This is a genomic window from Streptomyces sp. NPDC048504, assembly GCF_043200035.1.
Classification (GTDB): Bacteria; Actinomycetota; Actinomycetes; order Streptomycetales; family Streptomycetaceae; genus Streptomyces.
The window spans coordinates 295,730-316,479 of the sequence record NZ_JBICXA010000014.1 but is presented as its reverse complement, the minus strand read 5'-3'; the positions used below and the strand labels follow the sequence as shown (position 1 = coordinate 316,479).

Annotated in this window: 23 protein-coding genes; 13 read left to right on the top strand and 10 right to left on the bottom strand. The window is 70.2% G+C overall.

The window, feature by feature from the left end:
* Nucleotides 1-145 precede the first annotated feature (145 nt).
* Together ACGFY9_RS32360 and ACGFY9_RS32355 are read right to left on the bottom strand one after the other, a co-directional pair.
* Nucleotides 146-700, bottom strand: coding sequence for a DUF6668 family protein (locus tag ACGFY9_RS32360; RefSeq protein ID WP_393760006.1), 555 nt, complete (start codon nucleotides 698-700; stop codon nucleotides 146-148).
* Nucleotides 701-944: 244 nt separating this feature from the next.
* Entirely contained in the window at nucleotides 945-1,067 is a 123-nt protein-coding gene (locus tag ACGFY9_RS32355) for a hypothetical protein (RefSeq protein WP_393760004.1), read from the bottom strand.
* Between the two features lie 279 nt (nucleotides 1,068-1,346).
* On the opposite strand from ACGFY9_RS32355, the gene ACGFY9_RS32350 reads away from it, so the two are divergent.
* Complete coding sequence (locus tag ACGFY9_RS32350) at nucleotides 1,347-2,198, top strand: hypothetical protein (RefSeq protein WP_393760002.1); 852 nt, start codon at nucleotides 1,347-1,349, stop codon at nucleotides 2,196-2,198.
* A gap of 10 nt (nucleotides 2,199-2,208) precedes the next feature.
* Here the strand turns inward: ACGFY9_RS32350 and ACGFY9_RS32345 are convergent, their stop codons facing one another.
* Both ACGFY9_RS32345 and rarD read right to left on the bottom strand, forming a co-directional pair.
* A complete protein-coding gene (locus ACGFY9_RS32345) occupies nucleotides 2,209-2,673 on the bottom strand; it encodes a VOC family protein (protein WP_393760000.1) in 465 nt (154 codons plus the stop codon).
* Between the two features lie 38 nt (nucleotides 2,674-2,711).
* On the bottom strand, nucleotides 2,712-3,695 hold the full coding sequence (gene rarD / locus ACGFY9_RS32340; RefSeq protein ID WP_393759998.1) for an EamA family transporter RarD: 984 nt from the start codon (nucleotides 3,693-3,695) through the stop codon (nucleotides 2,712-2,714).
* Between the two features lie 131 nt (nucleotides 3,696-3,826).
* On the opposite strand from rarD, the gene ACGFY9_RS32335 reads away from it, so the two are divergent.
* A complete protein-coding gene (locus tag ACGFY9_RS32335) occupies nucleotides 3,827-3,964 on the top strand; it encodes a hypothetical protein (RefSeq protein ID WP_393759996.1) in 138 nt (45 codons plus the stop codon).
* Between the two features lie 28 nt (nucleotides 3,965-3,992).
* Here ACGFY9_RS32335 and ACGFY9_RS32330 read toward each other — a convergent pair whose 3' ends face one another.
* Nucleotides 3,993-4,847, bottom strand: a complete 855-nt coding sequence (locus tag ACGFY9_RS32330) for an SDR family oxidoreductase (RefSeq protein ID WP_393759994.1) — start codon at nucleotides 4,845-4,847, stop codon at nucleotides 3,993-3,995.
* 105 nt (nucleotides 4,848-4,952) lie between these two features.
* Here ACGFY9_RS32330 and ACGFY9_RS32325 point away from each other — a divergent pair, with 105 nt between their 5' ends.
* The 3 genes from ACGFY9_RS32325 to ACGFY9_RS32315 all read left to right on the top strand — a co-directional run bounded on the left by ACGFY9_RS32325 (nucleotide 4,953) and on the right by ACGFY9_RS32315 (nucleotide 6,369).
* Nucleotides 4,953-5,354 carry a winged helix-turn-helix transcriptional regulator gene (locus ACGFY9_RS32325; RefSeq protein ID WP_393759992.1) on the top strand — a complete coding sequence of 134 codons (402 nt, stop codon included), beginning with the start codon at nucleotides 4,953-4,955 and terminating at the stop codon, nucleotides 5,352-5,354.
* Nucleotides 5,355-5,455: 101 nt separating this feature from the next.
* Nucleotides 5,456-5,959, top strand: a complete 504-nt coding sequence (locus ACGFY9_RS32320; protein ID WP_393759990.1) for a DUF6082 family protein — start codon at nucleotides 5,456-5,458, stop codon at nucleotides 5,957-5,959.
* A gap of 152 nt (nucleotides 5,960-6,111) precedes the next feature.
* The gene (locus tag ACGFY9_RS32315; protein ID WP_393759988.1) at nucleotides 6,112-6,369 is read left to right on the top strand and encodes a hypothetical protein; all 258 of its coding nucleotides are present in this window, start codon (nucleotides 6,112-6,114) and stop codon (nucleotides 6,367-6,369) included.
* Nucleotides 6,370-6,432: 63 nt separating this feature from the next.
* On the opposite strand, the gene ACGFY9_RS32310 is transcribed toward ACGFY9_RS32315, so the two are convergent.
* The 5 genes from ACGFY9_RS32310 to ACGFY9_RS32290 all read right to left on the bottom strand — a co-directional run bounded on the left by ACGFY9_RS32310 (nucleotide 6,433) and on the right by ACGFY9_RS32290 (nucleotide 13,351).
* A complete protein-coding gene (locus ACGFY9_RS32310) occupies nucleotides 6,433-7,512 on the bottom strand; it encodes a 2-oxoacid:ferredoxin oxidoreductase subunit beta (protein ID WP_393759987.1) in 1,080 nt (359 codons plus the stop codon).
* A complete protein-coding gene (locus ACGFY9_RS32305) occupies nucleotides 7,505-9,433 on the bottom strand; it encodes a 2-oxoacid:acceptor oxidoreductase subunit alpha (RefSeq protein WP_393759986.1) in 1,929 nt (642 codons plus the stop codon). Before ACGFY9_RS32305 ends, ACGFY9_RS32310 begins: the two co-directional genes overlap by 8 nt.
* A gap of 318 nt (nucleotides 9,434-9,751) precedes the next feature.
* Complete coding sequence (locus ACGFY9_RS32300) at nucleotides 9,752-10,411, bottom strand: response regulator transcription factor (RefSeq protein ID WP_328686389.1); 660 nt, start codon at nucleotides 10,409-10,411, stop codon at nucleotides 9,752-9,754.
* Between the two features lie 262 nt (nucleotides 10,412-10,673).
* Entirely contained in the window at nucleotides 10,674-12,023 is a 1,350-nt protein-coding gene (locus ACGFY9_RS32295; RefSeq protein ID WP_393759985.1) for a sensor histidine kinase, read from the bottom strand.
* A gap of 113 nt (nucleotides 12,024-12,136) precedes the next feature.
* The gene (locus ACGFY9_RS32290) at nucleotides 12,137-13,351 is read right to left on the bottom strand and encodes a sensor histidine kinase (RefSeq protein ID WP_393759984.1); all 1,215 of its coding nucleotides are present in this window, start codon (nucleotides 13,349-13,351) and stop codon (nucleotides 12,137-12,139) included.
* Between the two features lie 258 nt (nucleotides 13,352-13,609).
* Here ACGFY9_RS32290 and ACGFY9_RS32285 point away from each other — a divergent pair, with 258 nt between their 5' ends.
* From ACGFY9_RS32285 to ACGFY9_RS32250, 8 genes are read left to right on the top strand one after another with little or no spacing between them, the layout of a single operon-like run.
* Nucleotides 13,610-14,029, top strand: a complete 420-nt coding sequence (locus ACGFY9_RS32285; protein ID WP_393759983.1) for an NADH-quinone oxidoreductase subunit A — start codon at nucleotides 13,610-13,612, stop codon at nucleotides 14,027-14,029.
* On the top strand, nucleotides 14,020-14,736 hold the full coding sequence (locus tag ACGFY9_RS32280) for an NADH-quinone oxidoreductase subunit B (protein ID WP_393759981.1): 717 nt from the start codon (nucleotides 14,020-14,022) through the stop codon (nucleotides 14,734-14,736). The genes ACGFY9_RS32285 and ACGFY9_RS32280 overlap by 10 nt, the downstream gene beginning before the upstream one ends.
* Entirely contained in the window at nucleotides 14,733-15,833 is a 1,101-nt protein-coding gene (locus ACGFY9_RS32275; RefSeq protein ID WP_393759979.1) for an NADH-quinone oxidoreductase subunit C, read from the top strand. The genes ACGFY9_RS32280 and ACGFY9_RS32275 overlap by 4 nt, the downstream gene beginning before the upstream one ends.
* A complete protein-coding gene (locus ACGFY9_RS32270) occupies nucleotides 15,830-16,798 on the top strand; it encodes an NADH-quinone oxidoreductase subunit H (RefSeq protein ID WP_393759977.1) in 969 nt (322 codons plus the stop codon). The genes ACGFY9_RS32275 and ACGFY9_RS32270 overlap by 4 nt, the downstream gene beginning before the upstream one ends.
* A complete protein-coding gene (locus ACGFY9_RS32265) occupies nucleotides 16,798-17,484 on the top strand; it encodes a NuoI/complex I 23 kDa subunit family protein (RefSeq protein ID WP_393759975.1) in 687 nt (228 codons plus the stop codon). Before ACGFY9_RS32270 ends, ACGFY9_RS32265 begins: the two co-directional genes overlap by 1 nt.
* A complete protein-coding gene (locus ACGFY9_RS32260) occupies nucleotides 17,481-18,317 on the top strand; it encodes an NADH-quinone oxidoreductase subunit J (RefSeq protein ID WP_393759973.1) in 837 nt (278 codons plus the stop codon). Before ACGFY9_RS32265 ends, ACGFY9_RS32260 begins: the two co-directional genes overlap by 4 nt.
* On the top strand, nucleotides 18,317-18,757 hold the full coding sequence (gene nuoK, locus ACGFY9_RS32255) for an NADH-quinone oxidoreductase subunit NuoK (RefSeq protein WP_393759971.1): 441 nt from the start codon (nucleotides 18,317-18,319) through the stop codon (nucleotides 18,755-18,757). The genes ACGFY9_RS32260 and nuoK overlap by 1 nt, the downstream gene beginning before the upstream one ends.
* On the top strand, nucleotides 18,754-20,748 hold the full coding sequence (locus ACGFY9_RS32250) for an NADH-quinone oxidoreductase subunit L (RefSeq protein ID WP_393759969.1): 1,995 nt from the start codon (nucleotides 18,754-18,756) through the stop codon (nucleotides 20,746-20,748). Before nuoK ends, ACGFY9_RS32250 begins: the two co-directional genes overlap by 4 nt.
* The last annotated feature ends 2 nt before the right edge of the window (nucleotides 20,749-20,750 follow it).

The following is a 20,750-nucleotide window of genomic DNA, read 5'->3' as shown; positions in this document are numbered from 1 at the left end:
ACGGCGAGCCCGCCGCTGGTGGGGCCCCTCTGTTTGTGACCACGGTTGAACGGGTTGGTGCCGGGTACGCGGCGGGCTGCGCCGTACCGCCACGACCCGCTCCCGTTTCGTTGGCGGCTGCGGGCTCGTGGGGCTGGGGTGTGTGTCAGCGCGGGTGTCGGATCGTGCCTGTGAGGCGGGCCAGGGCTTCTGTCTCGCGGGGTGGCTCGCCGGTCAGGTCGCCGATGCGCCAGGCCGGGACCCAGGGGACGCGGTAGACGTCGATCACCGATTCGATGGCCTTGATGTGCTGGGCGAGTTGGCGGGGCAGGCGGCCGGGGGCGTCCGCTACGAGGACTACGGCGTCCAGGTCGAGGCCCGCGGGGGCCTCGCCGCGGCGGAAGGCCTCCAGGGCGCGGGAGACGGCGGCCAGCCCTGCGGCATGCGTGCGGGCGACTAGCAGGATCGACGGTGGGTCCTCGGGGCCCGGCCAGTCGCGGCCGCAGTCCTGGCCGCCGTAGACCGAGGCGAGGGTGGTGGCGCCGGTGCCGCCGTGGGTGGCGACCCAGGAGAAGCGGCGGCGTGGGGTGGTGGCGATGCCGGCGGGGATACTGGAGGGGCGCTCGGGTGCTTCCGGTGTCCTTGCGTGCGGGCCGTCCACCGGTAGCGGTACCGGTCCGCGGAGCCAGATCTCCGGGCCCTGCCGTCCACCTGTCTGCATGACCGAGCTCCTCCCTCGTGACCCCGCCGGTGCTCACGGAGCTCCTGGGACGAGGCTGTGACGTCGCGGTGACCTGAGAACCTGAAGGGAACGGCGAGACTCAACAGTACGCGTACGAACGGATCTTGACGCTGGGGAACGCGGGCCGCCTCCCCGACGCATGCGAGTGAGGGAACCGATGACTCGACTCAGCCGCGAGAAGAAGCGGGAACAGAAGCGAGCCGCACGCTCGGCACCCGCCGCGTCACCCTTCGAGGTACGCGTACCCGTTGACGGGCCGGGTGCCGGTGGTGCGTCGATCGGTGGAGTGCCGGTCGCGGTCGTCGCGGGGGAGGAGATCCAGCAGGCGGTTCTGAGCCACCTTCATCGCATCGCCTCGGCCACGGGGCATCCCGTGCAGGCCACCATCCACGACGCTCGCATCGGGTACGTCGTTCCGCTCCAGATCGATCCGGACGGGTCCAGTCACTTCTCGGCGGAGCCTTGGGCTATGGCCGGTGCGAGTGTGAGTGTGAGTGCGGGGGCTGTGCCGGGTGGGTTTCCGCCGCCGCCTGCTTTGCCGCCGGGCGGGTCTGCGGACTTCGTGGAACCTGGGCCGGACATGGTGCCGGGAGCTGAGGATCGCCCTGCGGCGAGTGGTGATCCGGTGACTCATCGGCTGCGGGCCGTATCCGCTCCGGTGGCGGAGGGCGAGGTGGTTCCGACCTTTCCGTTGCGGGCCGTGCCCGAGTCGGTGGGGGAGTCTGCGCCCACGTTTCCGTTGCACGCGGTGCCGGAGTCGGCCGAGGGGGGTGCGCCGCTGGGGTCGGTCCAGGCGCCTACGGGAGCGTTCGGGCCGCCGCCGGTGATGGACTCGGCGCCGGTCGCGGATGTACCGCCGGTCGCTCCCGAACGTGCCTCCCGTCCTGCCGCCATCCCCATTCCCGACCTCGCCCTCACCGCCCCGGAACCGGACCCCAAGCCGACGCCCGCCCGTGGGTTCGACGCCGTGGCCGAGGCCGTGCTGGGGGACGAACCGGTGACGACCGACGGCGCCGGGACCGCGTTTCTCATCGAGCCGATGGTGCGGATCAACGAGGCCGTCAAGGCGGGGCGGATCGACGAGGCCGCGGGTCTTGCGGAGCGGACCGTCGCGGATGCGGCGGGTGCTCTCGGGCCTGAGCACTCCGAGGTTCTACGGCTGCGCGAACTCGCCGCCTACATCGCCTACTTGGCCGGTGACCCGCTCCGCGCCTTCCACCTCTCCCTCGACCTCGCCCGCATCCGCCACCGCGCCCACGACGCGGAGGCCGCCTACGGCAACGTCCAGAGCGCGGCCACGGCGTGGCGTGCCGTACGCGACCCGGAGCAGGGCCTTGCCCTCGGGCGCGACCTCATCGACCTGTGGACCGAACTCACCGCCGAGGACGGGCCCGCCGTAGAGGACATAGAGGAACTGGAGTCCGCCCGCGCGCGTATGGGGCGCCTCACGGAGCGCGCCCGCAGGGCTGCTGAGTGAAGGCCGCCGCCTAGGCCACGCAGAACTCGTTCCCCTCGGGGTCCGTCATCACGACCCACGCGCCGGCCGGTTCCGTCACCCGGCGCAGGACGCTTGCGCCCAGGGCCGTGAGGCGTTCCACCTCGGCCTCGCGGTGGTCCGGGCCCGGGTGCAGGTCGAGGTGGACGCGGTTCTTGGTGGTTTTCGGCTCCGGTACGCGTTGGAAGAGCAGTCGGCGGCCCAGACCTGTGCCGCGTTCCTTGTCGTAGGGGTCGTCGGGGTGGCGTACGGCCATCAGGTCGCGGAAGGCCGGGCGGCCGTGGAAGTCGACGGTCGCCGCCGCGGGCAACGCGCCCATTTCCAGGAGCTGTCGGACGAGGGTGCTGTTGTCCTCGGGCTCGTAGTGGAGCGCGGCCGCCCAGAAGTCCGCCTGGGCGTGGGGGTCGGCCGCGTCGATGACCAGTTTCCAGTGGAGTGGGGTGGGTGTCTTCGCCATGCCCTTCACTCTGGCATCGGTGCGGTGTGCCTGCGGGGCTACGCCTCCACCGTGTCCGCCGGGTTCGGGCTCCCGGCCGGGGACCTCTCCGGGAGGATCGCCGCCGCTGCCGCCCTGCCCCTGCGTGCCGTGCGCCATGCGTCCGTCGTCAGGAGGATGAGGGCCAGCCAGACGAGCGCGAAGCCCGCCCAGCGTGCGGGTGGCATCGACTCGTGGAAGTACAGGATGCCCAGCAGGAACTGGAAGACCGGGGCCAGGTACTGGAGCAGGCCCAGGGTCGACAACGGCACCCGGATCGCGGCCGCGCCGAAGCAGACGAGGGGGAGTGCGGTGACGACGCCGGTGGAGGCGAGGAGGGTGGCGTGGCCGAGGCCCTCCTGGGCGAAGGTCGCCTTGCCGTGCGCGCCGAGCCACAGCAGGTAGGCCAGTGCGGGCAGGAACTGGATCGCCGTCTCCGCGGCCAGGGACTCGATGCCGCCGAGGTTGACCTTCTTCTTCACCAGGCCGTACGTCGCGAAGGAGAAGGCCAGGCAGAGGGAGATCCAGGGTGGCTGGCCGTAGCCGACCGCCAGGACGATCACGGCGGCCAGGCCTACGCCGACCGCGGCCCACTGCGCCGGGCGCAGGCGTTCCTTCAGGAGGAGGACGCCCATCGCGATGGTGACGAGCGGGTTGATGAAGTAGCCGAGCGAGGCCTCGACGACGTGGCCGCTGTTCACGGCCCAGATGTAGACGCCCCAGTTGACGGTGATGAAGGCCGCGGCGATCGTGACGAGGCCCAACTTGCGTGGCTGGCGCAGGAGTTCACCGGCCCAGGCCCAGCGCCGGATCACGAGGAGCGCCACGGCGACGAAAGCCAGCGACCACACCATGCGGTGGGCGAGGATCTCGGCGGCGCCCGCGGGCTTGAGCAGCGGCCAGAACAGCGGGACCAGGCCCCACATGCCGTATGCCGCGAAGCCGTTCAGCAGTCCTATGTGGTGCTGTTCGCCCTTCGGCTTCCCGTTCGGCTTCCCGCTCACGGGCCCCTCCTTCGCACGCCGTGCCCCGGCCGCGTCGGCGCGGCCAGCACGAAGGTAGCGCCGGGCGGGCCCGGCTGTCATGGCCGTATCGCCATACGGTCATGACAGCCGGGGGAGGGGGCGCGTCCGGCGTGCGGCCACTCCCACCCGGTGTCGAGATCGATCGACGTGGCCACCGCCTCACCCCGCACAACGGCGCGCTCACCCACCGCACCCCGGACACCCCCAAGACCCGGGCCGGCAAGGCGTTCCCGGTCGTCACGCCGTGATGGCCGGGGGAGGCCCTCCGGAGGCGGGTCAGCCCTTGAGCGCGAGCGCGATCGACTCGCTGATCGGCGTGGTGGGGCGGCCCGACAGGCGGGACAAGTCCCCGGTGGAGACAACCAGTTGGCCCTCCGCGATGGACGCGTCGACGCCGACGAGGATCGCGGCGAACGGCTCGGGCAGGCCCGCGCCGGTGAGGATGCCGACGAGCGTCTCGGCGGGCACGTTGTTGTAGGCGATCTCCTTGCCGGTCTGCCGGCTCAGCTCGGCCGCGTACTCGGCGAAGCCCCACGCCTCGTCGCCGCCCAGCTCGTACGTCTGGTTCTCGTGGCCCTCGCCGGTCAGCACGGTGACAGCGGCAGCGGCGTAGTCGGCGCGGCTCGCGGAGGAGACCCGGCCGTCACCGGCGGCGGCCACGACGGCGTTGTGCTCCAGGACGGGGGCGAGGTTCTCGGTGTAGTTCTCGTTGTACCAACCGTTGCGGAGCAGGGTGTACGGCACGCCGGACGCCAGCAGCGCCTCCTCGGTGCCGCGGTGGTCGTCGGCCAGGGCGGCGGTGAGGGTGCCGGGGGCGCTGGTGTAGGCGAGGAGCGCGACACCGGCGGCCTTCGCGGCCTCGATGACGACCTTGTGCTGTCCGACGCGGCCCTTCTCGAACTCGTTGCCGGAGATCAGCAGCACCTTGTCGCCGGCGGCGAAGACGCTGTCGAAGGTCTCGGGGGTGTTGTAGTCCGCGACCACGATCTTCACGCCGCGCTCCGCGAAGTCGGCGGCCTTCTCCGGCGTACGGACGACAGCGGTGATCTGGTCGGCCGGAACCTTCTCCAGCAACTGCTCCACGACGTGACGGCCGAGGTGTCCGGTGGCTCCGGTGACGACGATGCTCATGAGTAACAGCTCCTTGTGGGTGTGCGGTGTGGTGCGGTGCGTGTCACTAACCCTAGGGGAGGCGCTAACTCCTGGAAAGTACACACTTTGAAGTAAGGTACAGGCATGGCAGTAAGTGCAGAGATGACGGGTGGCCGCGCCGTGCGTGAGGCGATGTGCCCGCACCGCCTGGTCATGGAACACGTCACGTCCCGCTGGGGCGTCCTGGTCCTCATCGAACTCCTCGATCGCCCCTACCGCTTCAGCGAACTCCGCCGCGCGGTCGGAGAGGTCAGGCAGGTGAGCGAGAAGATGCTGGCGCAGACCCTGCAGACCCTGGAGCGGGATGGCCTGGTGCACCGCGACGCCCAGCCGGTGATCCCGCCGCGGGTCGACTACTCCCTGACCGACCTGGGACGCGAGGCGGCGGAACAGGTACGGGGGCTGGCGGTGTGGGCCACGGAGCGGATGGGGGAGGTGGAGAAGGCGCGGGAGGTTTATGACGCGGCGAAATCGGGGCTGAAATGAGGGGCGTACCGGAACGGGCTCTCCCGAAAGAGTGCCGCTGACGCCGGCGGGCACACATAAAGCACCCTGAGCAGCACACGGCCATTGGAGTTGGGGGTGCCATGGCAAGGACGCGTCGCATCAGGAGAAGGTCGAATCCGCGTGGCCTCACCGGGCAACTACTGCGTGAGGTGAGCCTGTTGAGGACGGAGATCGGCAGGGTGGCGGACGAATTGCACAGCGCCAACCTGATCCAGCATCACCGGATCATCGCGCAGCAGCAGGACCGTTCGATCGACGATCCCGTACTGGCGGACGCCATGAGCACGCTCAAGGGGCTCCCGGTGCAGAAGCGCCGCCAGTTGATGTTCGCCAACCGCACGTACGCGGCCATCCTGCTCGCCCACCGCACGGGCTCGCTGAGCCGTGAGGAACTGTTGGGCCACCTACGGGTGTTGTGCCGCAATCGTTTGTTCGTCGAGTACTGGGAAAACACCACGGAACAACGGCGGAGCCTGCCTGAGGAGTGCCTTGAGGCCGAGGTCGGCCGTGCTGTCGACGCGATCATCGAGGAAATCCCGGACGACCTGGAGGAGTGGTGGATCGTAGGCCCTCCGGTGCTTTGATCAGGTTGGTACCGTGGCAAACGACGAGGCGCACTCCGTAGGGAGAAACGCGTCCGGGTCAAATCCTGGAAACGGGACCCAAGGACCCGCGTTCCGGGTCCATAGTTTGGGCGACCTCCTAACACACACCTCCCGTTGAGGAGAGCTCCGTCGTGCGCCATGCCCTCTCGCCCGTCAGTTTCCGGCGCCGTCTCGGTGATTCGCCGAGCCAGCGAGGCAGCTTCAGCTGCGAGACCTGCCCCGATCTCTTCGAACTCAGCGACGGCAGTTTCGCCGTGATCGGCACCGACCGTACGGAGGAGCTCCACGACCTCCTCCCCGCCGACGCCGGCCGTGCCGACTACGAGCGCATCGTCGTCATCACCCGCGACACGCTCCTCCGCGCCAAGCGGGACATCCCCGACGCGTGACGTGAACAGGCAAGAGGGCCCGGGCAATACGCCCAGGCCCTCACGCAACAGCGAGACGAACCGTCAGCCCACAACCGTCCAGGTGTCCCCGCCCGCCAGCAGTGCGGCCAGGTCGCCCTTGCCGTTCTGCACGATCGCCGTGTCGAGCTGGTCGGCCATCTGTGTGTCGTAGACCGGGCGTTTCACCGAGCGCAGGACGCCGATCGGGGTGTGGTGCAGGGTGTCCGGGTCGGCCAGGCGGGAGAGGGCGAAGGCGGTTGTGGGGGAGGCTGCGTGGGCGTCGTGGACCAGGATCTGGGACTCGTTGTCCGGGGTTACGTCGACCACCTTCAGGTCGCCCGTCGCCGCGTCCCGTACGACCCCCCGCGCGCCGTCCGCGCCGAAGCGGATCGGCTGCCCGTGTTCCAGGCGGATGACCGCTTCCTCGGCCTGCTGGCGGTCCTTCAGCGCGTCGAAGGCGCCGTCGTTGAAGATGTTGCAGTTCTGGTAGATCTCGACCAGGGCCGTGCCGGGGTGGGCGGCCGCCTCGCGGAGGACCTGGGTGAGGTGTTTGCGGTCCGAGTCGATCGTCCTCGCGACGAAGGACGCCTCCGCGCCGATCGCCAGCGACACCGGGTTGAACGGGGCGTCCAGCGAACCCATCGGCGTCGACTTGGTGATCTTTCCCACCTCGGAGGTCGGCGAGTACTGGCCCTTCGTCAGGCCGTAGATCCGGTTGTTGAAGAGGAGGATCTTCAGGTTGACGTTGCGGCGCAGGGCGTGGATCAGGTGGTTGCCGCCGATGGAGAGGGCGTCGCCGTCGCCCGTGACCACCCAGACGCTCAAGTCCCGCCTGGACGCGGCCAGGCCCGTCGCGATCGCGGGGGCGCGGCCGTGGATGGAGTGCATGCCGTACGTGTTCATGTAGTACGGGAAGCGGGAGGAACAGCCGATGCCGGAGACGAAGACGATGTTCTCCTTGGCGAGGCCCAGTTCCGGCATGAAGCCCTGCACCGCCGCGAGGATCGCGTAGTCACCGCAGCCGGGGCACCAGCGCACTTCCTGATCGGACTTGAAGTCCTTCATGGACTGCACTGCCTCGGCCTTGGGGACGAGTGAAAGTGCCTCGATCGTGCCCGTGCCTTCCGTGGACGTCTCAGCCATCGATGGCCTCCTTGAGAGCCGTGGCGAGCTGCTCAGCCTTGAACGGCATGCCGTTCACCTGGTTGTACGAGTGCGCGTCCACCAGGTACTTCGCCCGCACCAGCGTGGCGAGCTGACCGAGGTTCATCTCGGGGATCACCACCCGGTCGTAGCGCTTGAGGACCGCGCCGAGGTTGCGGGGGAAGGGGTTGAGGTGGCGCAGATGCGCCTGCGCGATCGACTCGCCGGCGCCCCGCAGACGGCGGACCGCCGCCGTGATCGGGCCGAACGTCGAGCCCCAGCCCAGGACCAGCGTCCGTGCGCCGTGCGGGTCGTCGACCTCCATATCCGGTACGTCGATGCCGTCGATCTTGGCCTGGCGGGTGCGGACCATGAAGTCGTGGTTGGCGGGGTCGTAGGAGATGTTGCCCGTGCCGTCCTGCTTCTCGATGCCGCCGATGCGGTGTTCCAGGCCGGGCGTGCCGGGGATCGCCCACGGGCGGGCCAGGGTCTGCGGGTCGCGTTTGTAGGGCCAGAAGACCTCGGTGCCGTCGTCCAGGGTGTGGTTCGGGCCCTGCACGAACTGGACGGTCAGGTCCGGGAGTTCGTCGATGTCGGGGATGCGCCAGGGCTCGCTGCCGTTGGCCAGGTAGCCGTCCGAGAGCAGCATCACCGGGGTGCGGTAGGTGAGCGCGATCCGCGCGGCCTCGATCGCCGCGTCGAAGCAGTCGGCCGGGGTGCACGGGGCGACGATCGGGACCGGCGCCTCGCCGTTGCGCCCGAACATCGCCTGGAGCAGGTCGGCCTGTTCCGTCTTGGTCGGCAGGCCCGTGGAGGGGCCGCCTCGCTGGATGTCCAGGACGAGGAGCGGGAGTTCCATGGAGACGGCGAGACCGATGGTCTCCGACTTCAGGGCCACGCCCGGGCCGCTCGTCGTCGTCACCGCGAGTGAGCCGCCGAAGGCCGCCCCCAGCGCCGCGCCGATGCCCGCGATCTCGTCCTCGGCCTGGAAGGTCCGTACGCCGAAGTTCTTGTGCCGGCTCAGCTCGTGCAGGATGTCCGAGGCCGGGGTGATCGGGTACGAGCCCAGGAAGAGCGGGAGGTCCGCCTGCCGGGACGCGGCGACCAGGCCGTAGGACAGGGCCAGGTTCCCGGAGATGTTGCGGTAGGTGCCGGTCGGGAACGCCGTGGTGGCCGGGGCGACCTCGTAGGAGACCGCGAAGTCCTCCGTCGTCTCGCCGAAGTTCCAACCCGCCCTGAACGCCGCGATGTTGGCCGCCGCGATCTCCGGCTTCTTCGCGAACTTCGACTTCAGGAACTTCTCGGTGCCCTCGGTCGGCCGGTGGTACATCCACGACAGCAGGCCCAGCGCGAACATGTTCTTGCTGCGCTCGGCCTCCTTGCGGGTCAGGCCGAAGTCCTTCAACGCCTCCACGGTGAGGGTCGTCAGCGGGACGGGGTGCATGCTGTAGCCGTCCAGCGACCCGTCGTCGAGGGGCGAGGCGGCGTAACCCACCTTCTGCAGCGCGCGTTTGGTGAACTCGTCCGTGTTGACGATGATCTCCGCACCGCGCGGCACATCGGCGATGTTCGCCTTCAGGGCCGCCGGGTTCATCGCGACCAGCACGTTGGGCGCGTCGCCCGGGGTCAGGATGTCGTGGTCGGCGAAATGCAGCTGGAACGACGAAACCCCCGGCAGGGTGCCTGCGGGGGCGCGGATCTCGGCCGGGAAGTTCGGCAGTGTGGAGAGGTCGTTCCCGAAGGACGCCGTCTCCGAGGTGAAACGGTCACCGGTGAGCTGCATACCGTCACCCGAGTCACCGGCGAACCGGATGATCACCCGGTCCAGGCGGTGGACGTCCTTCACCCCCGCCGGTTTGCGTTGTTCCCCGACGACGGCTCCGTCGGCCTGCTCCGCTGGGCTACTGACCTGGCTGGTCACTGAACTGGACCTCCTCTTCGAGGACGCTGTCCGGGCATGGTCGTACTGCCGACCCTCCCAGGATCAACCCTACGTCTGTAAGGGTCGCCTTCCTTCGGCCGTTCGCATGATGGATGCTGTTTTGAGACGGCCAGGCGCCCTGACTTGTCATGATTTCCCGCCCCCCGGCACTTCCCTTGACGACGCTCCCGTTGCGCTGACTGGTTCTCGGATTGCGCTGTCCGAGTCTCGGACTCGGCTGACGGCAAACTGACGGCGGTGAACAACCGCCGGTCGGCGGCCGGACAGCTGACACGGTGTCAGTTTGGCAGGATTCTGTCAGGAGTTGAGGTAGGTGAGGACGGCCAGAACCCGTCGGTGATCCCCGTCACTCGGCGACAGGCCGAGCTTCAGGAAGATGTTGCTGACGTGCTTCTCGACCGCGCCGTCGCTCACCACGAGCTGCCGGGCTATCGCGGAGTTCGTCCGCCCTTCGGCCATCAGCCCCAGCACCTCGCGCTCCCGCGGGGTGAGTCCGGCGAGCACGTCCTGCTTACGGCTGCGCCCGAGCAGCTGCGCGACCACCTCCGGGTCGAGCGCCGTACCGCCCGAGGCCACGCGCACCACCGCGTCGACGAACTCACGCACCTCGGCCACCCGGTCCTTCAGCAGATAGCCGACGCCGTGCGTGGAACCGGCCAGCAGTTCGGTGGCGTAGCGCTCCTCCACGTACTGCGACAGCACCAGCACACCGAGGCCGGGATGCGCCTTGCGCAACTCCACGGCCGCGCGTACGCCCTCGTCGGTGTGCGTCGGCGGCATTCGTACATCGGCCACGACCACGTCCGGCAGTGCGCCCTGCTCGGCCAGCTCGGTGATGGTCTTCACCAGCGCGTCCCCGTCGCCCACTCCGGCCACCACGTCGTGCCCCCGGTCGGTCAACAACCGGGTCAGGCCCTCCCTGAGCAGCACTGAATCCTCGGCGATGACCACCCGCACCCTGTCCTCCACGATGTTCGGCCCCCCATTGCCCGCCCTGCCGGCCCACGTCGACTCGCGTCCGTCCACACGACAGGTCCAGCATTCCAGGGTTCGCGGCTTGGTGCGGGCGAGGGGATGGAATCGGGAGTCGGGGGGTGGTGGAGGCTGGGGGTAAATCTAACCGTTGTCGAGTGCGTTGAATGGTTAGATCGGACCCCAGCCTGCGGAGGGTGGTGGGGGTGGAGAAATCAGGCCTGCCCGAACTCCCCGCCCCGCCCCCTCAACCCCGCCAGGGCAGCTCCGCCGTGATCCGGGTGGGCCCACCCACCGGTGAGTCCACCACCAGAATCCCGTCCACCGCGTCCAGCCGCCCGGCAAGCCCGGCCAGCCCCGAACCGCCGGAGGCATCCGCGCCGCCCACCCCGTTGTCCACGACCTGCAGCATCAGCCGGTTCTCCACCCGCCACACATCCACGGCCGCCCAGGTCGCCTTCGCGTGCTTGCTGATGTTCTGCAGCAGCTCGGAGACGGTGAAGTACGCGATCCCCTCGATGGCCGCCGCCGGCCGCGCGGGAAGATCCACCTCCACCTGAACCGGCACCGTGCACCGCGAGGCCACGGAGGACAGGGCCGCATCCAGCCCCCGGTCGGTCAGCACCGCCGGATGGATCCCGCGCGCCAGATCCCGCAGCTCCTGCAACGCCGTCTTCACCTCACCGTGCGCCTCGCCCACCATCCGCGCCGCGGCCTCCGGGTCCTCCGTCAGCTTCTCCTTCGCCAGCCCCAGATCCATGGCCAGAGCCACCAGCCGGGCCTGCGCCCCGTCGTGCAGGTCGCGCTCGATCCGCCGTAGATCCGCCGCCGCCGTGTCGACCACGACACCCCGGTCCGACTCCAGCTCCACGACCCGCGTGGCCAGCGTCGACGGTCCGAGGAGCCCGTGCACCATGAGCCGGTCGACCATCGTCAGGGCCCGCACGATCCATGGCGTGGCCAGCGTGAACAGCAGTCCGACCAGCGCGGTCACGGTGATCTCGAAGGGGTTGTCCAGATAGATCCGGTGGTGCTCGTCGCCGTACAGCTGAAGGCCGCCCCCGCCGCCGTACATCGGGAAGAGCCAGAACCACAGCGGGTACGTCAGCATGGCCCAGCCGTACGCCCAGACGGTGAGGGCGATGGCGAAGGAGAAGACCGCCCACGGGAGGTGCAGCAGCGCGTACAGCAGATGGCGCCAGGATGAGCCGCTCTTGAGGACCGCGCCCATCCAGGCCATCGGGCCGTTCTTCTTCATGCGCAGCGGCTCGGGGGCGGCGACGTCCAGGTCGAGCAGGCGGCGGGCCCGCGCCCGTTCCAGCGCGCCGAAACCGCGGCAGCCGGCCAGGGCGCCCGCCAGGACCGGGACGCCGAGGAAGGTGATCAGCAGGCCCGCGCCCAGCGACACCATCGTGACGGCGTAGGTGAAGAGAAGGATGCTGATCGGCAGGCTCAGCAGCACATAGCCGAACTCCCGCCAGCTGCGCGCCTCAAGGGGTGCGCGCAGCGCGGTCGGCAACCGGTGCCGGCGCTGACGCCGCTCGTCGAGGCCGAACGTGCCGTGCGATCCGTACCCCTGCCCGTACTCCGTGGCCATTGACGTCGTCCCGTTCTACTCGTTTCCGCAGCCCTGCTGTCGTATCCCCAGACTGCTCGACCGCAGGTCCGTGGACCATGGAGTCCGTCGGCCTCTCGGGAGGGGGGTTTTCCCTACCTCCGGGGTGGCTCGGAGGTCCGTTCCCGCCACGGCAGTTCCGCCGTGACCGTCGTAGGGCCGCCCGGCGGTGAGTCGAGGACGAACAGGCCGTCGACCGCGCCGAGTCGGTCGGCGAGGCCGCGCATGCCGGTGCCGCCGTCGAGGTTGGCGCCGCCGCGGCCGTCGTCCCAGACCTGGATGAGCAGGCGGTCGTCCGACCGCCACACGTCGACCGACGCCGTACGGGCGCCGCTGTGCTTGCTGATGTTCTGCAGCAGCTCGGAGACGGTGAAGTACGCGATGCCCTCGATGGCGGCGGCCGGGCGCGCGCCGAGGTCGGCCGTCACCTTCACCGGCACCGTGCAGCGCGAAGCGACCGAGGACAGGGCCGCGTCGAGGCCGCGGTCCGTCAGCACAGCCGGGTGGATCCCGCGGGCCAGATCCCGCAGTTCCTGCAGCGCCAGCTTCACCTCGCCGTGCGCCTCGTCGACCATCGCGGCGACCTGCTCGTCGGCCCGGCCCTCCAGCAGCTTCTCCTTGGCCAGCCCCAGCCCCATCGCCAGATTGACCAGCCGGGCCTGCGCCCCGTCGTGCAGGTCGCGCTCGATCCGCCGCAGATCCGCCGCCGCCGTGTCGACCACGACACCCCGGTCGGACTCCAACTCGGCGATCCGGCGCTCCAGTTCGTCGGAGGGGGAGAGGAGGCCGCGCACCATCGCCCGGTCCGCGTTCGCCAGCCCGCGCGCGATGAACGGCAGCACCGGCCACAGCACGAACAACGAGGTCAGCGTGACGGTGAAGGTGACGATGCCCCACGGCAACCGCATCCCGTCGTACAGCACCGTCCGCCAGCCCACCGGGTCCTTCAGCGCCATCCACACCCGTTGCAGCAGCCCGCCGCCCTTGCGCCACGGCAACGGGCTCGGCTCGTCGATCCGCACCCCGAGCAGCCGCCGGGCCCGGCCGCGCTCGAACTTCCCGATCAGCCGCGCGCCCATCAACCCCAGCGCGAGCAGCGGAAACCCGACCACGGTGACGGTCAGCCCGGCGCTGATGAACAGCATCGTCACCACATAGACGAAGCCGAACACCGACACCGGCAGATTCGTCAGGAGATGCGCGATCTCCTTCCAGGTGTGTCTGTCGTAGGCGAAGCGGGCCGGCGGCAGCGGCTCGTCGAGTTCGCCGCCGGGTGCCGCCGGGTCGGCGTAGGGAATGCGTACGGTCATATGGGCCAGCGTGCCGCGCGACGCGCTCCGGCGCCATGAGGTCCGCCGCCCGGGTCTGCTGGGGAAAACCCCACCATCGCGTCCGTCCCGTCATTCCGAGCGGATCTCAAGCCGTGACGGGCTGCTTACCGTGCCTTTAACAGGGCCTAGACTCCCGTGCGTACAGATCGTCGAACACAGAGTTCACATGGGTCACGGGGGCACCGGGTCACCGGAGCGGCTCGTGGGGAAGCCCGTGCGGAGGAGGAGGGGTCGGACTTGCGGGAGACGTTGCCGGACACCTTGCGGGAGCCGACCGTGGTCGTCGCGGCGGACTACTTCCGGTCCTACTCCGTCGTGGGACTGCTCACCGTCGTCGGTGTGCTCTTCGTCGCCGTGGCCTTCGGCGCGGGCCGCCTGCTGCGCCCGGTCGTCCCCACCCCCGAGAAGCTCCTGACGTACGAGTGCGGCGTCGACCCCGTCGGCGAGGGCTGGGCCCACACCCAAGTCCGGTACTACGTCTACGCGTTCCTGTACGTCATCTTCGCCGTCGACTCGATCTTCCTCTTCCCCTGGGCGACGGTCTTCGCCGCGCCGGGCTACGGCGCGACCACCCTCGTCGAGATGTTCGTCTTCCTCGGCTTCCTGACCGTGGGCCTGCTGTACGCATACAAGAAGGGCGTCCTGGCATGGACGTGACGCCAGACATGACCTCCTCCTCGTCCTCGCCGGAGCCGGTGTACCTCCCCGAGCCGAAACGCCTGGGCGCCCTCGCCCGGCTGGCCCCCGAACCCATGAAGGTGGTCCTCAACTGGGGCCGCCGCTACTCCCTCTGGGTCTTCAACTTCGGCCTCGCCTGCTGCGCCATCGAGTTCATCGCCGCGTCCATGGCCCGCCACGACTTCATCCGCCTGGGCGTGATCCCCTTCGCCCCGGGCCCGCGCCAGGCCGACCTGATGGTCGTCTCCGGCACCGTCACGGACAAGATGGCCCCGGCCGTGAAACGCCTCTACGAGCAGATGCCCGAGCCCAAATACGTCATCTCCTTCGGCGCGTGCAGCAACTGCGGCGGCCCGTACTGGGACTCCTACTCGGTCACCAAGGGCGTCGACCAGATCATCCCGGTCGACGTCTACGTCCCCGGCTGCCCGCCCCGCCCCGAAGCCCTCCTCCAGGGCATCCTCAAACTCCAGGAGAAGATCGCCCGGGAATCGCTGGGGGAGCGGTACGGGCCGACTGCCGCGGGCCGTCCTTCTACGGCTGCGCTGCAGAGCGGGTTGGTACCGGCGCCGGCACCTGATGGGGGTTCCGCGGGTGCGGGTGCGGGTGCGGGTGCGGGCGGGGGCGGGGATGCGGGCTCGGCCTCCGACTCGGGCTCCGGTTCCGGCTCGGGTGATGCCCGATGACCGCCGTCGGCTGGCTGCCCGCCCCGGTCGAGGAGTTGTTCGGTACGGAGTCCACGGCCGAGGAGTCCTACGACCTCCTCACGGTCGACGTACCCCCCGCCACCTGGCTCGCCGCCCTGCGCACCGCCCGCGACGACCTTGGCTGCACCTACTTCGACTGGCTGAGCGCGGTCGACGAACCAGGCACCGGCTTCCGCGTCTCCGCCCACGTCGTGGCACTGTCACCGGTACGCCGTCTCCTCGTCCGTACGACCGTCCCGCACGAGACCCCGGCACTGCCCACCGCCGTCGGCGTCTACGCGGGCGCCGCCTGGCACGAACGCGAGACCCACGAAATGTTCGGCGTCGACTTCGAGGGCCACCCGGCACTGGACCACCTCCTCCTCCCGGAAACCTTCGAGGGCCACCCCCTCCGCAAGGACTTCGTCCTCGCGGCCCGAGTCGCCAAGGCCTGGCCCGGAGCGAAGGAACCGGGCGAGTCCGACCACGGCGGCCCGAAACGCCGCCAGATGCTCCCGCCGGGCGTGCCCGACCCGAACGAGTGGGGCCCCTTGAAGGGCCGGCTCCCAGCGGCTCCGGCACGGCCCGCGCGGGGGGCGGGGCGGGCTGCGGGTGAACGTCCGGCGCGTGCGGCGGGTGAGCGTCCGGTACGTGCGGGGGGTGATCGTCCTGCACCTGCGGCGGGCGAGACTCCAACTCGTGCGGCCGGTGAGTCTCCAACTCGTGCGGCCGGTGACGGTACGGCCCGTGCGGCGGGTGATCGCCCCGTGCGGCGGGCCCGTTCGGCTTCGGAGGGGTCCGTGAGTCAGGGGGCGCCGGCTGGGGGTGCGGTGCCTTCTGGTGAGGGTGGGGCATCAACACGAGAGGGCAGCACCACCCAGCCCCCTACCGCTCCCCGCAGCACGGACGCCCCATGGCACAACGCCAGCCCAGCCTTCGAGCAGCAGCCCGGGCCGGAGCCGGACTCGGACGCAACTGCACCGGACTCGGACGCAGTTGAACGGACCGATTCGCCCCCCACTGCGGAGGGCCCTACACGCGACGGCGCCGGCCCCGAAGACCCCACTCCCGACACCCCCACAGGAGGCCCGCAGTGAACGACGTGTTCGACGTCGCCCTGCGACTCCTGATCGTCTTCGTCGTCTTCCTCACCTTCCCCCTGATCGTCGGCCAGACCGAGCACAAGGTGATGGCCCACATGCAGGGCCGCCTCGGCCCCATGTACGCCGGCGGCTTCCACGGCTGGGCCCAACTCGTCGCGGACGGCGTCAAGTTCGCCCAGAAGGAAGACATCGTCCCGGCGGGCGCGGACCGCCGTATCTTCCAACTCGCCCCCGCCGTGGCCCTCCTCCCGTATCTGCTCGTCCTCCTCGCCATCCCCATCGGCCCGAGCGAGGGCGCCGTCGGCCAGGTCCTGGACGCGGGCATCTTCTTCGTCCTCGCGGTGATGGGCGTGAGCGTCCTCGGCTCGCTCATGGCCGGCTGGGCCTCCGCCAACAAGTTCTCCCTCCTCGGCGGCCTCCGCACCGCCGCACAACTCCTCGCCTACGAACTCCCCATGCTGCTCACCGCCGCCTCTGTGGCGATGGCGGCCGGCACGGTCTCCCTCCCCGGCATCCTCGACGCCTTCCACTGGTGGTGGCTGCCCTGGCAGATCGTCGGCGCGGTCGTCTTCTTCGTGGCGGGCCTGGCCGAACTCCAGCGCCCTCCCTTCGACATGCCGGTCGCCGACTCCGAGATCATCTTCGGCGCCTACACCGAGTACACCGGTCTCCGCTTCGCCCTCTTCCTCCTCGCCGAGTACGCCGGAATCGTCGTCCTGTGCGGCCTGACCACCGTCCTCTTCCTGGGCGGCTGGCACGGCCCGTGGGGCGCGGACGGCCTCGGCTGGGTGTGGACCCTGCTGAAGACCGGGATCCTCGCCTTCGTCGTCATCTGGCTCCGCGTCACCTATCCCCGCCTGCGCGAGGACCAGCTCCAGAAACTCTCCTGGACCCTCCTCGTCCCCCTCTCCCTCGCTCAGATCGCCCTCACCGGCGTCGTGAAGGTGGTGTTCCTCTAGTGGCCCCGATCCCCGGCTCCGGTCTGGCCAAGGGCCTGGCCGTCACCCTCCGCACGATGACGAAGAAGACCGTCACCGAGCAGTACCCGGACACCCAGCCCGACCTCCCGCCCCGCACCCGCGGGGTCATCGGCCTGTTCGAGGAGAACTGCACGGTCTGCATGCTCTGCGCCCGTGAGTGCCCCGACTGGTGCATCTACATCGACTCCCACAAGGAGACGGTCCCGGCGGCCGCCCCCGGCGGCCGCGAGCGCAGCCGCAACGTCCTCGACCGCTTCGCCATCGACTTCTCCCTGTGCATGTACTGCGGTATCTGCATCGAGGTCTGTCCTTTCGACGCGCTGTTCTGGTCCCCGGAGTTCGAGTACGCCGAGACCGACATCCACGAACTCACCCACGAACGCGACAAGCTCCGCGAGTGGATGTGGACCGTCCCGGCCCCACCCGCCCTCGACCCCGGCGCCGAGGAACCCAAGGAGATCGCCACCGCCCGAAAGACCGCCGAGAAACTGGCCGCGACTCAGGCAGCACAGGCAGCACAGGCAGCACAGGCAGCACAGGCAGGTCACGCAGCTCAGGCCGCGGAAGCAGCGGAGACCACGCAGACGCCGGAAGCCGCAACGCCGGCGGAGACCACGCAGCCCGACCCCGCCGACCCCACCGAGCCGCCGGAGGGCCAGTCGTGACCCTCGCCGCAACCGTCGCCGTGACTGCCACGGCACCCCTCGCCGCCCCCCACACCCACGGGTTCCTCTCCCCGACCGGCGTCGAGATCGCCTTCCTCCTCGTCGGTCTGGTCACCTTCGGTGCCGCCCTCGTCACCGTCACCACCAAGCAGCTGGTGCACGCCGCCCTGTGGCTCGTGGTGACCCTCGGGGGTCTCGCCGTCGAATACCTCCTCCTCACCGCCGAGTTCATCGCCTGGGTGCAGGTCCTCATCTATGTCGGTTCCGTCGTCGTCCTCCTTCTCTTCGGTCTGATGCTCACCAAGGCCCCCATCGGCCGCTCCCCGGATGCCGACTCCGGCAACCGCTGGGCCGCCCTCGCCGTGGCCGTCGCCGCCGCGGCGGCCCTGGTCTGGGTCGTCGTCGACGCCTTCCGCGCGACCTGGATGGACCTGGACGGTCCTGCCGCCGGCTCGACCGCGGTGACCGGCGCGAGCCTGTTCCAGAACTGGGTCCTCCCCTTCGAGGCCCTCTCCGTCCTTCTCCTCGCGGCCCTGGTCGGCGCGATCGTCCTGTCCCGCAAGACGAAGTCGGAGCTGAGCTCTCCCCCTGTGAACTCCCGGGGCGCGACCGGTAGTTCCCCATCCGTCCCGGATTCCCGTAATCACACGTTCAGGCGAAATAGCCGGTCTCAAGGCAACGATCCGACCGCGCGGGACAAACGGACCGAGCGGAACGACCCGACCGAGCGGAACGACCCGACTGGGCGGAACGACCCGACTGGGCAGAACCAGACGGCGCAGAACAACGCGACCGCGCAGAACAACCCCATCGAGCAGAAGGGAGCCCGCTGATGCACCTCGTCTATCCCGCCGTGCTCGCCGCCCTCCTCTTCTGCACCGGCATCTACGGCGTCCTCGCCCGCCGCAACGCGATCCTCGTCCTGATGTCGGTCGAGCTGATGCTCAACGCCGTCAACCTGAACCTGGTCGCCTTCGACGTCTGGCTCAGCAGGACCGCCGAGGAGAAGCTGCACTCCGGCCAGGCCCTGACCCTGTTCGCCATCGCCATCGCCGCCGCCGAGATCGGCATCGGCCTGGCGATCGTCCTCGCCGTCTACCGGGGCCGCGGCACCTCGGACATCGACAAGCTCCGCGACACCGCCGAGGGCCACGAAACCGACGGCCCCGACGGATCCGGCGGCTCCGACAGCACCGGCGGGTCCGGCCCCGGCGGCTCCGACAGCGAGGGCACCGAGCCCCCCGCGGCCGAGAAGGCTGAGGCCACCGCGTGACCACGACCACCCTCGCCGTCCTCGTCCCCCTCCTTCCGTTCCTGGGCGCGGCGGCCGGCCTGTTCCTGGGCCGCACCGCCCCGGGGTTCGTCCGTCCGCTCGCCGTACTGCCGACGCTCGCCGCGCTCGCGCTGGCCGCGATCGTCGCCGTACGGCAGGGCGGCGACGCGGCCATCGACTCCGCCACCGAACTCACGCCCACCGGTTCGGTCCCCGTCGAACTCGCCCTGCACATCGACGGCTTCGCCGCCCTCGTCGCCGTACTCGTCGGCTTCGTCGCCACCTGCGTGCAGATCTACTCGACGGGCTACCTGCGCGACGACCCGCGCTACCCCTCGTACGCCGCGCTCGTCTCCCTCTTCACCTCCGCGATGCTCCTGGTCGTCTACTCCGGCGACCTGATCGTGCTGCTGGTCGGCTGGGAGGTCATGGGCATCTGCTCCTACTTCCTCGTGGGCCACTACTGGGAGACCCCGGAGGCCCGCGCCGCCTCCATCAAGGCCTTCCTCGTCACCAAACTCGGCGATGTCCCCTTCCTGATCGGCCTGTTCGCGCTCGCCATCGACGCCGGGTCCTTCCGCATCACCAAGGTCCTGAGCACCGTCACGAACGGCGGGCTGCACCACCCGACGCTGATCGCCCTGCTGCTCCTGGCCGGCGTGGCGGGCAAGTCGGCGCAGTTCCCGCTGCACACGTGGCTCCCCGACGCGATGGCAGGCCCCACGCCTGTCTCCGCACTGATCCACGCCGCGACGATGGTCGCCGCCGGTGTCTACTTCGTCGCGCGTCTCCTCCCGGTCTTCGAGGCCTCCTCGGCCGCGATGGTCGTCCTCGCCGTCATGGCCGCGGTGACGATGGCCGGGTCGGGCCTCGCCGCGCTCGCCCAGGACGACATCAAACGCGTCCTCGCCTACTCGACGATCGGTCAACTCGGCTACATGACCGGCGCCCTCGCCGTCGGCGACCGCGGTGCCGCCGTCTTCCACCTCCTGTCCCACGGCGCCTTCAAGGCGCTGCTCTTCCTCGCGGCCGGCGTGATCATCCACGCCTCCGGCACCAACTCGCTGGCCGCCATGTCCCGCATGGGCAACCTGCGCGCCCGCGTTCCGGACGCCTTCTGGACGATGACCGTGGCGCTCCTCGCGCTCGCCGCGATCCCGCCCTTCAGCGGCTTCTTCTCCAAGGAGTCCGTCCTCGGCGCCGCCGAACACGCGGCCACCGGAGACACCGCGCACGTCCCCGGCGTCGCGGGCTGGATCGTCCTCGCCGCCGGTCTGCTCACGGCCCTGCTCACCGCCGCGTACGCGACGCGCCTGTGGCTGCTCGCCTTCCACGGACGGGGAGTTGAGGCCCCGGATCACGGCAGGCAGCCCGTGGCGATGAACGCCGTGCTGTGGGTGCTCGCCGTCCCGTCCCTCGCCCTTGGCGGGCTCGCCTACCGCGTGCTCCCCGGCTGGTTCGACGGCCGCGACCTGACCCCCACGCTCACCACCTCGGTGCTGGGCACGGGCGTCGCCCTCGTCGGCGGCATCGTCACCTACGGCGCCTGGCGGCACACCACCGCGCTCGCGGCCCGCGCACCGCTGGGCGCGGTCGCGGCCCACCCGGAGGGCGACGCCGGACTCGTCGAGGCGGAGGCCATCGCGAGCCACACGCCCGCCTACGGGGACGTGGCCTCGGCACCCGACCCGGCGGACCCGGGCCGCCTGCTACTCGGCCCGCTGCACCGCCACGCGGCCTCCGGCTTCCATCTGGACGCCGCGTACGCGGCCCTGTTCGTCCGCCCGGTGATGGCCGCAGCGAGTCTCGTCCGGTTCCTCGACCGCGAGGTCGTCGACACCTACGTACGCGGCGCGGGCACCCTGCCCCGCCTGCTCGGCGCCGCCGTACGGCGCGCCCAGACCGGCAATATGCAGACCTATGTGAGCGCGCTGCTCGCCGGCACCGTCGTCCTGACGGTCGCCGTCCTCCTCGTCGCCACGGGAGCGTGAGC

Bases quoted from the DNA above. Each gene is read 5' to 3' on its own strand.
- ACGFY9_RS32330 (WP_393759994.1), bottom strand. From the start codon at position 4,847: ATGAGCATCGTCGTCACCGGAGCCACCGGACACCTCGGCCGTCACGTC.
- ACGFY9_RS32310 (WP_393759987.1), bottom strand. From the start codon at position 7,512: ATGGCTGAGACGTCCACGGAAGGCACGGGCACGATCGAGGCACTTTCA.
- ACGFY9_RS32280 (WP_393759981.1), top strand. From the start codon at position 14,020: ATGGACGTGACGCCAGACATGACCTCCTCCTCGTCCTCGCCGGAGCCG.
- ACGFY9_RS32320 (WP_393759990.1), top strand. From the start codon at position 5,456: ATGGCAAGGACGCGTCGCATCAGGAGAAGGTCGAATCCGCGTGGCCTC.
- ACGFY9_RS32345 (WP_393760000.1), bottom strand. From the start codon at position 2,673: ATGGCGAAGACACCCACCCCACTCCACTGGAAACTGGTCATCGACGCG.
- ACGFY9_RS32355 (WP_393760004.1), bottom strand. From the start codon at position 1,067: ATGAAGGTGGCTCAGAACCGCCTGCTGGATCTCCTCCCCCGCGACGAC.
- ACGFY9_RS32295 (WP_393759985.1), bottom strand. From the start codon at position 12,023: ATGGCCACGGAGTACGGGCAGGGGTACGGATCGCACGGCACGTTCGGC.
- ACGFY9_RS32325 (WP_393759992.1), top strand. From the start codon at position 4,953: ATGGCAGTAAGTGCAGAGATGACGGGTGGCCGCGCCGTGCGTGAGGCG.
- ACGFY9_RS32360 (WP_393760006.1), bottom strand. From the start codon at position 700: ATGCAGACAGGTGGACGGCAGGGCCCGGAGATCTGGCTCCGCGGACCG.
- nuoK (WP_393759971.1), top strand. From the start codon at position 18,317: ATGCACCTCGTCTATCCCGCCGTGCTCGCCGCCCTCCTCTTCTGCACC.
- ACGFY9_RS32275 (WP_393759979.1), top strand. From the start codon at position 14,733: ATGACCGCCGTCGGCTGGCTGCCCGCCCCGGTCGAGGAGTTGTTCGGT.
- ACGFY9_RS32290 (WP_393759984.1), bottom strand. From the start codon at position 13,351: ATGACCGTACGCATTCCCTACGCCGACCCGGCGGCACCCGGCGGCGAA.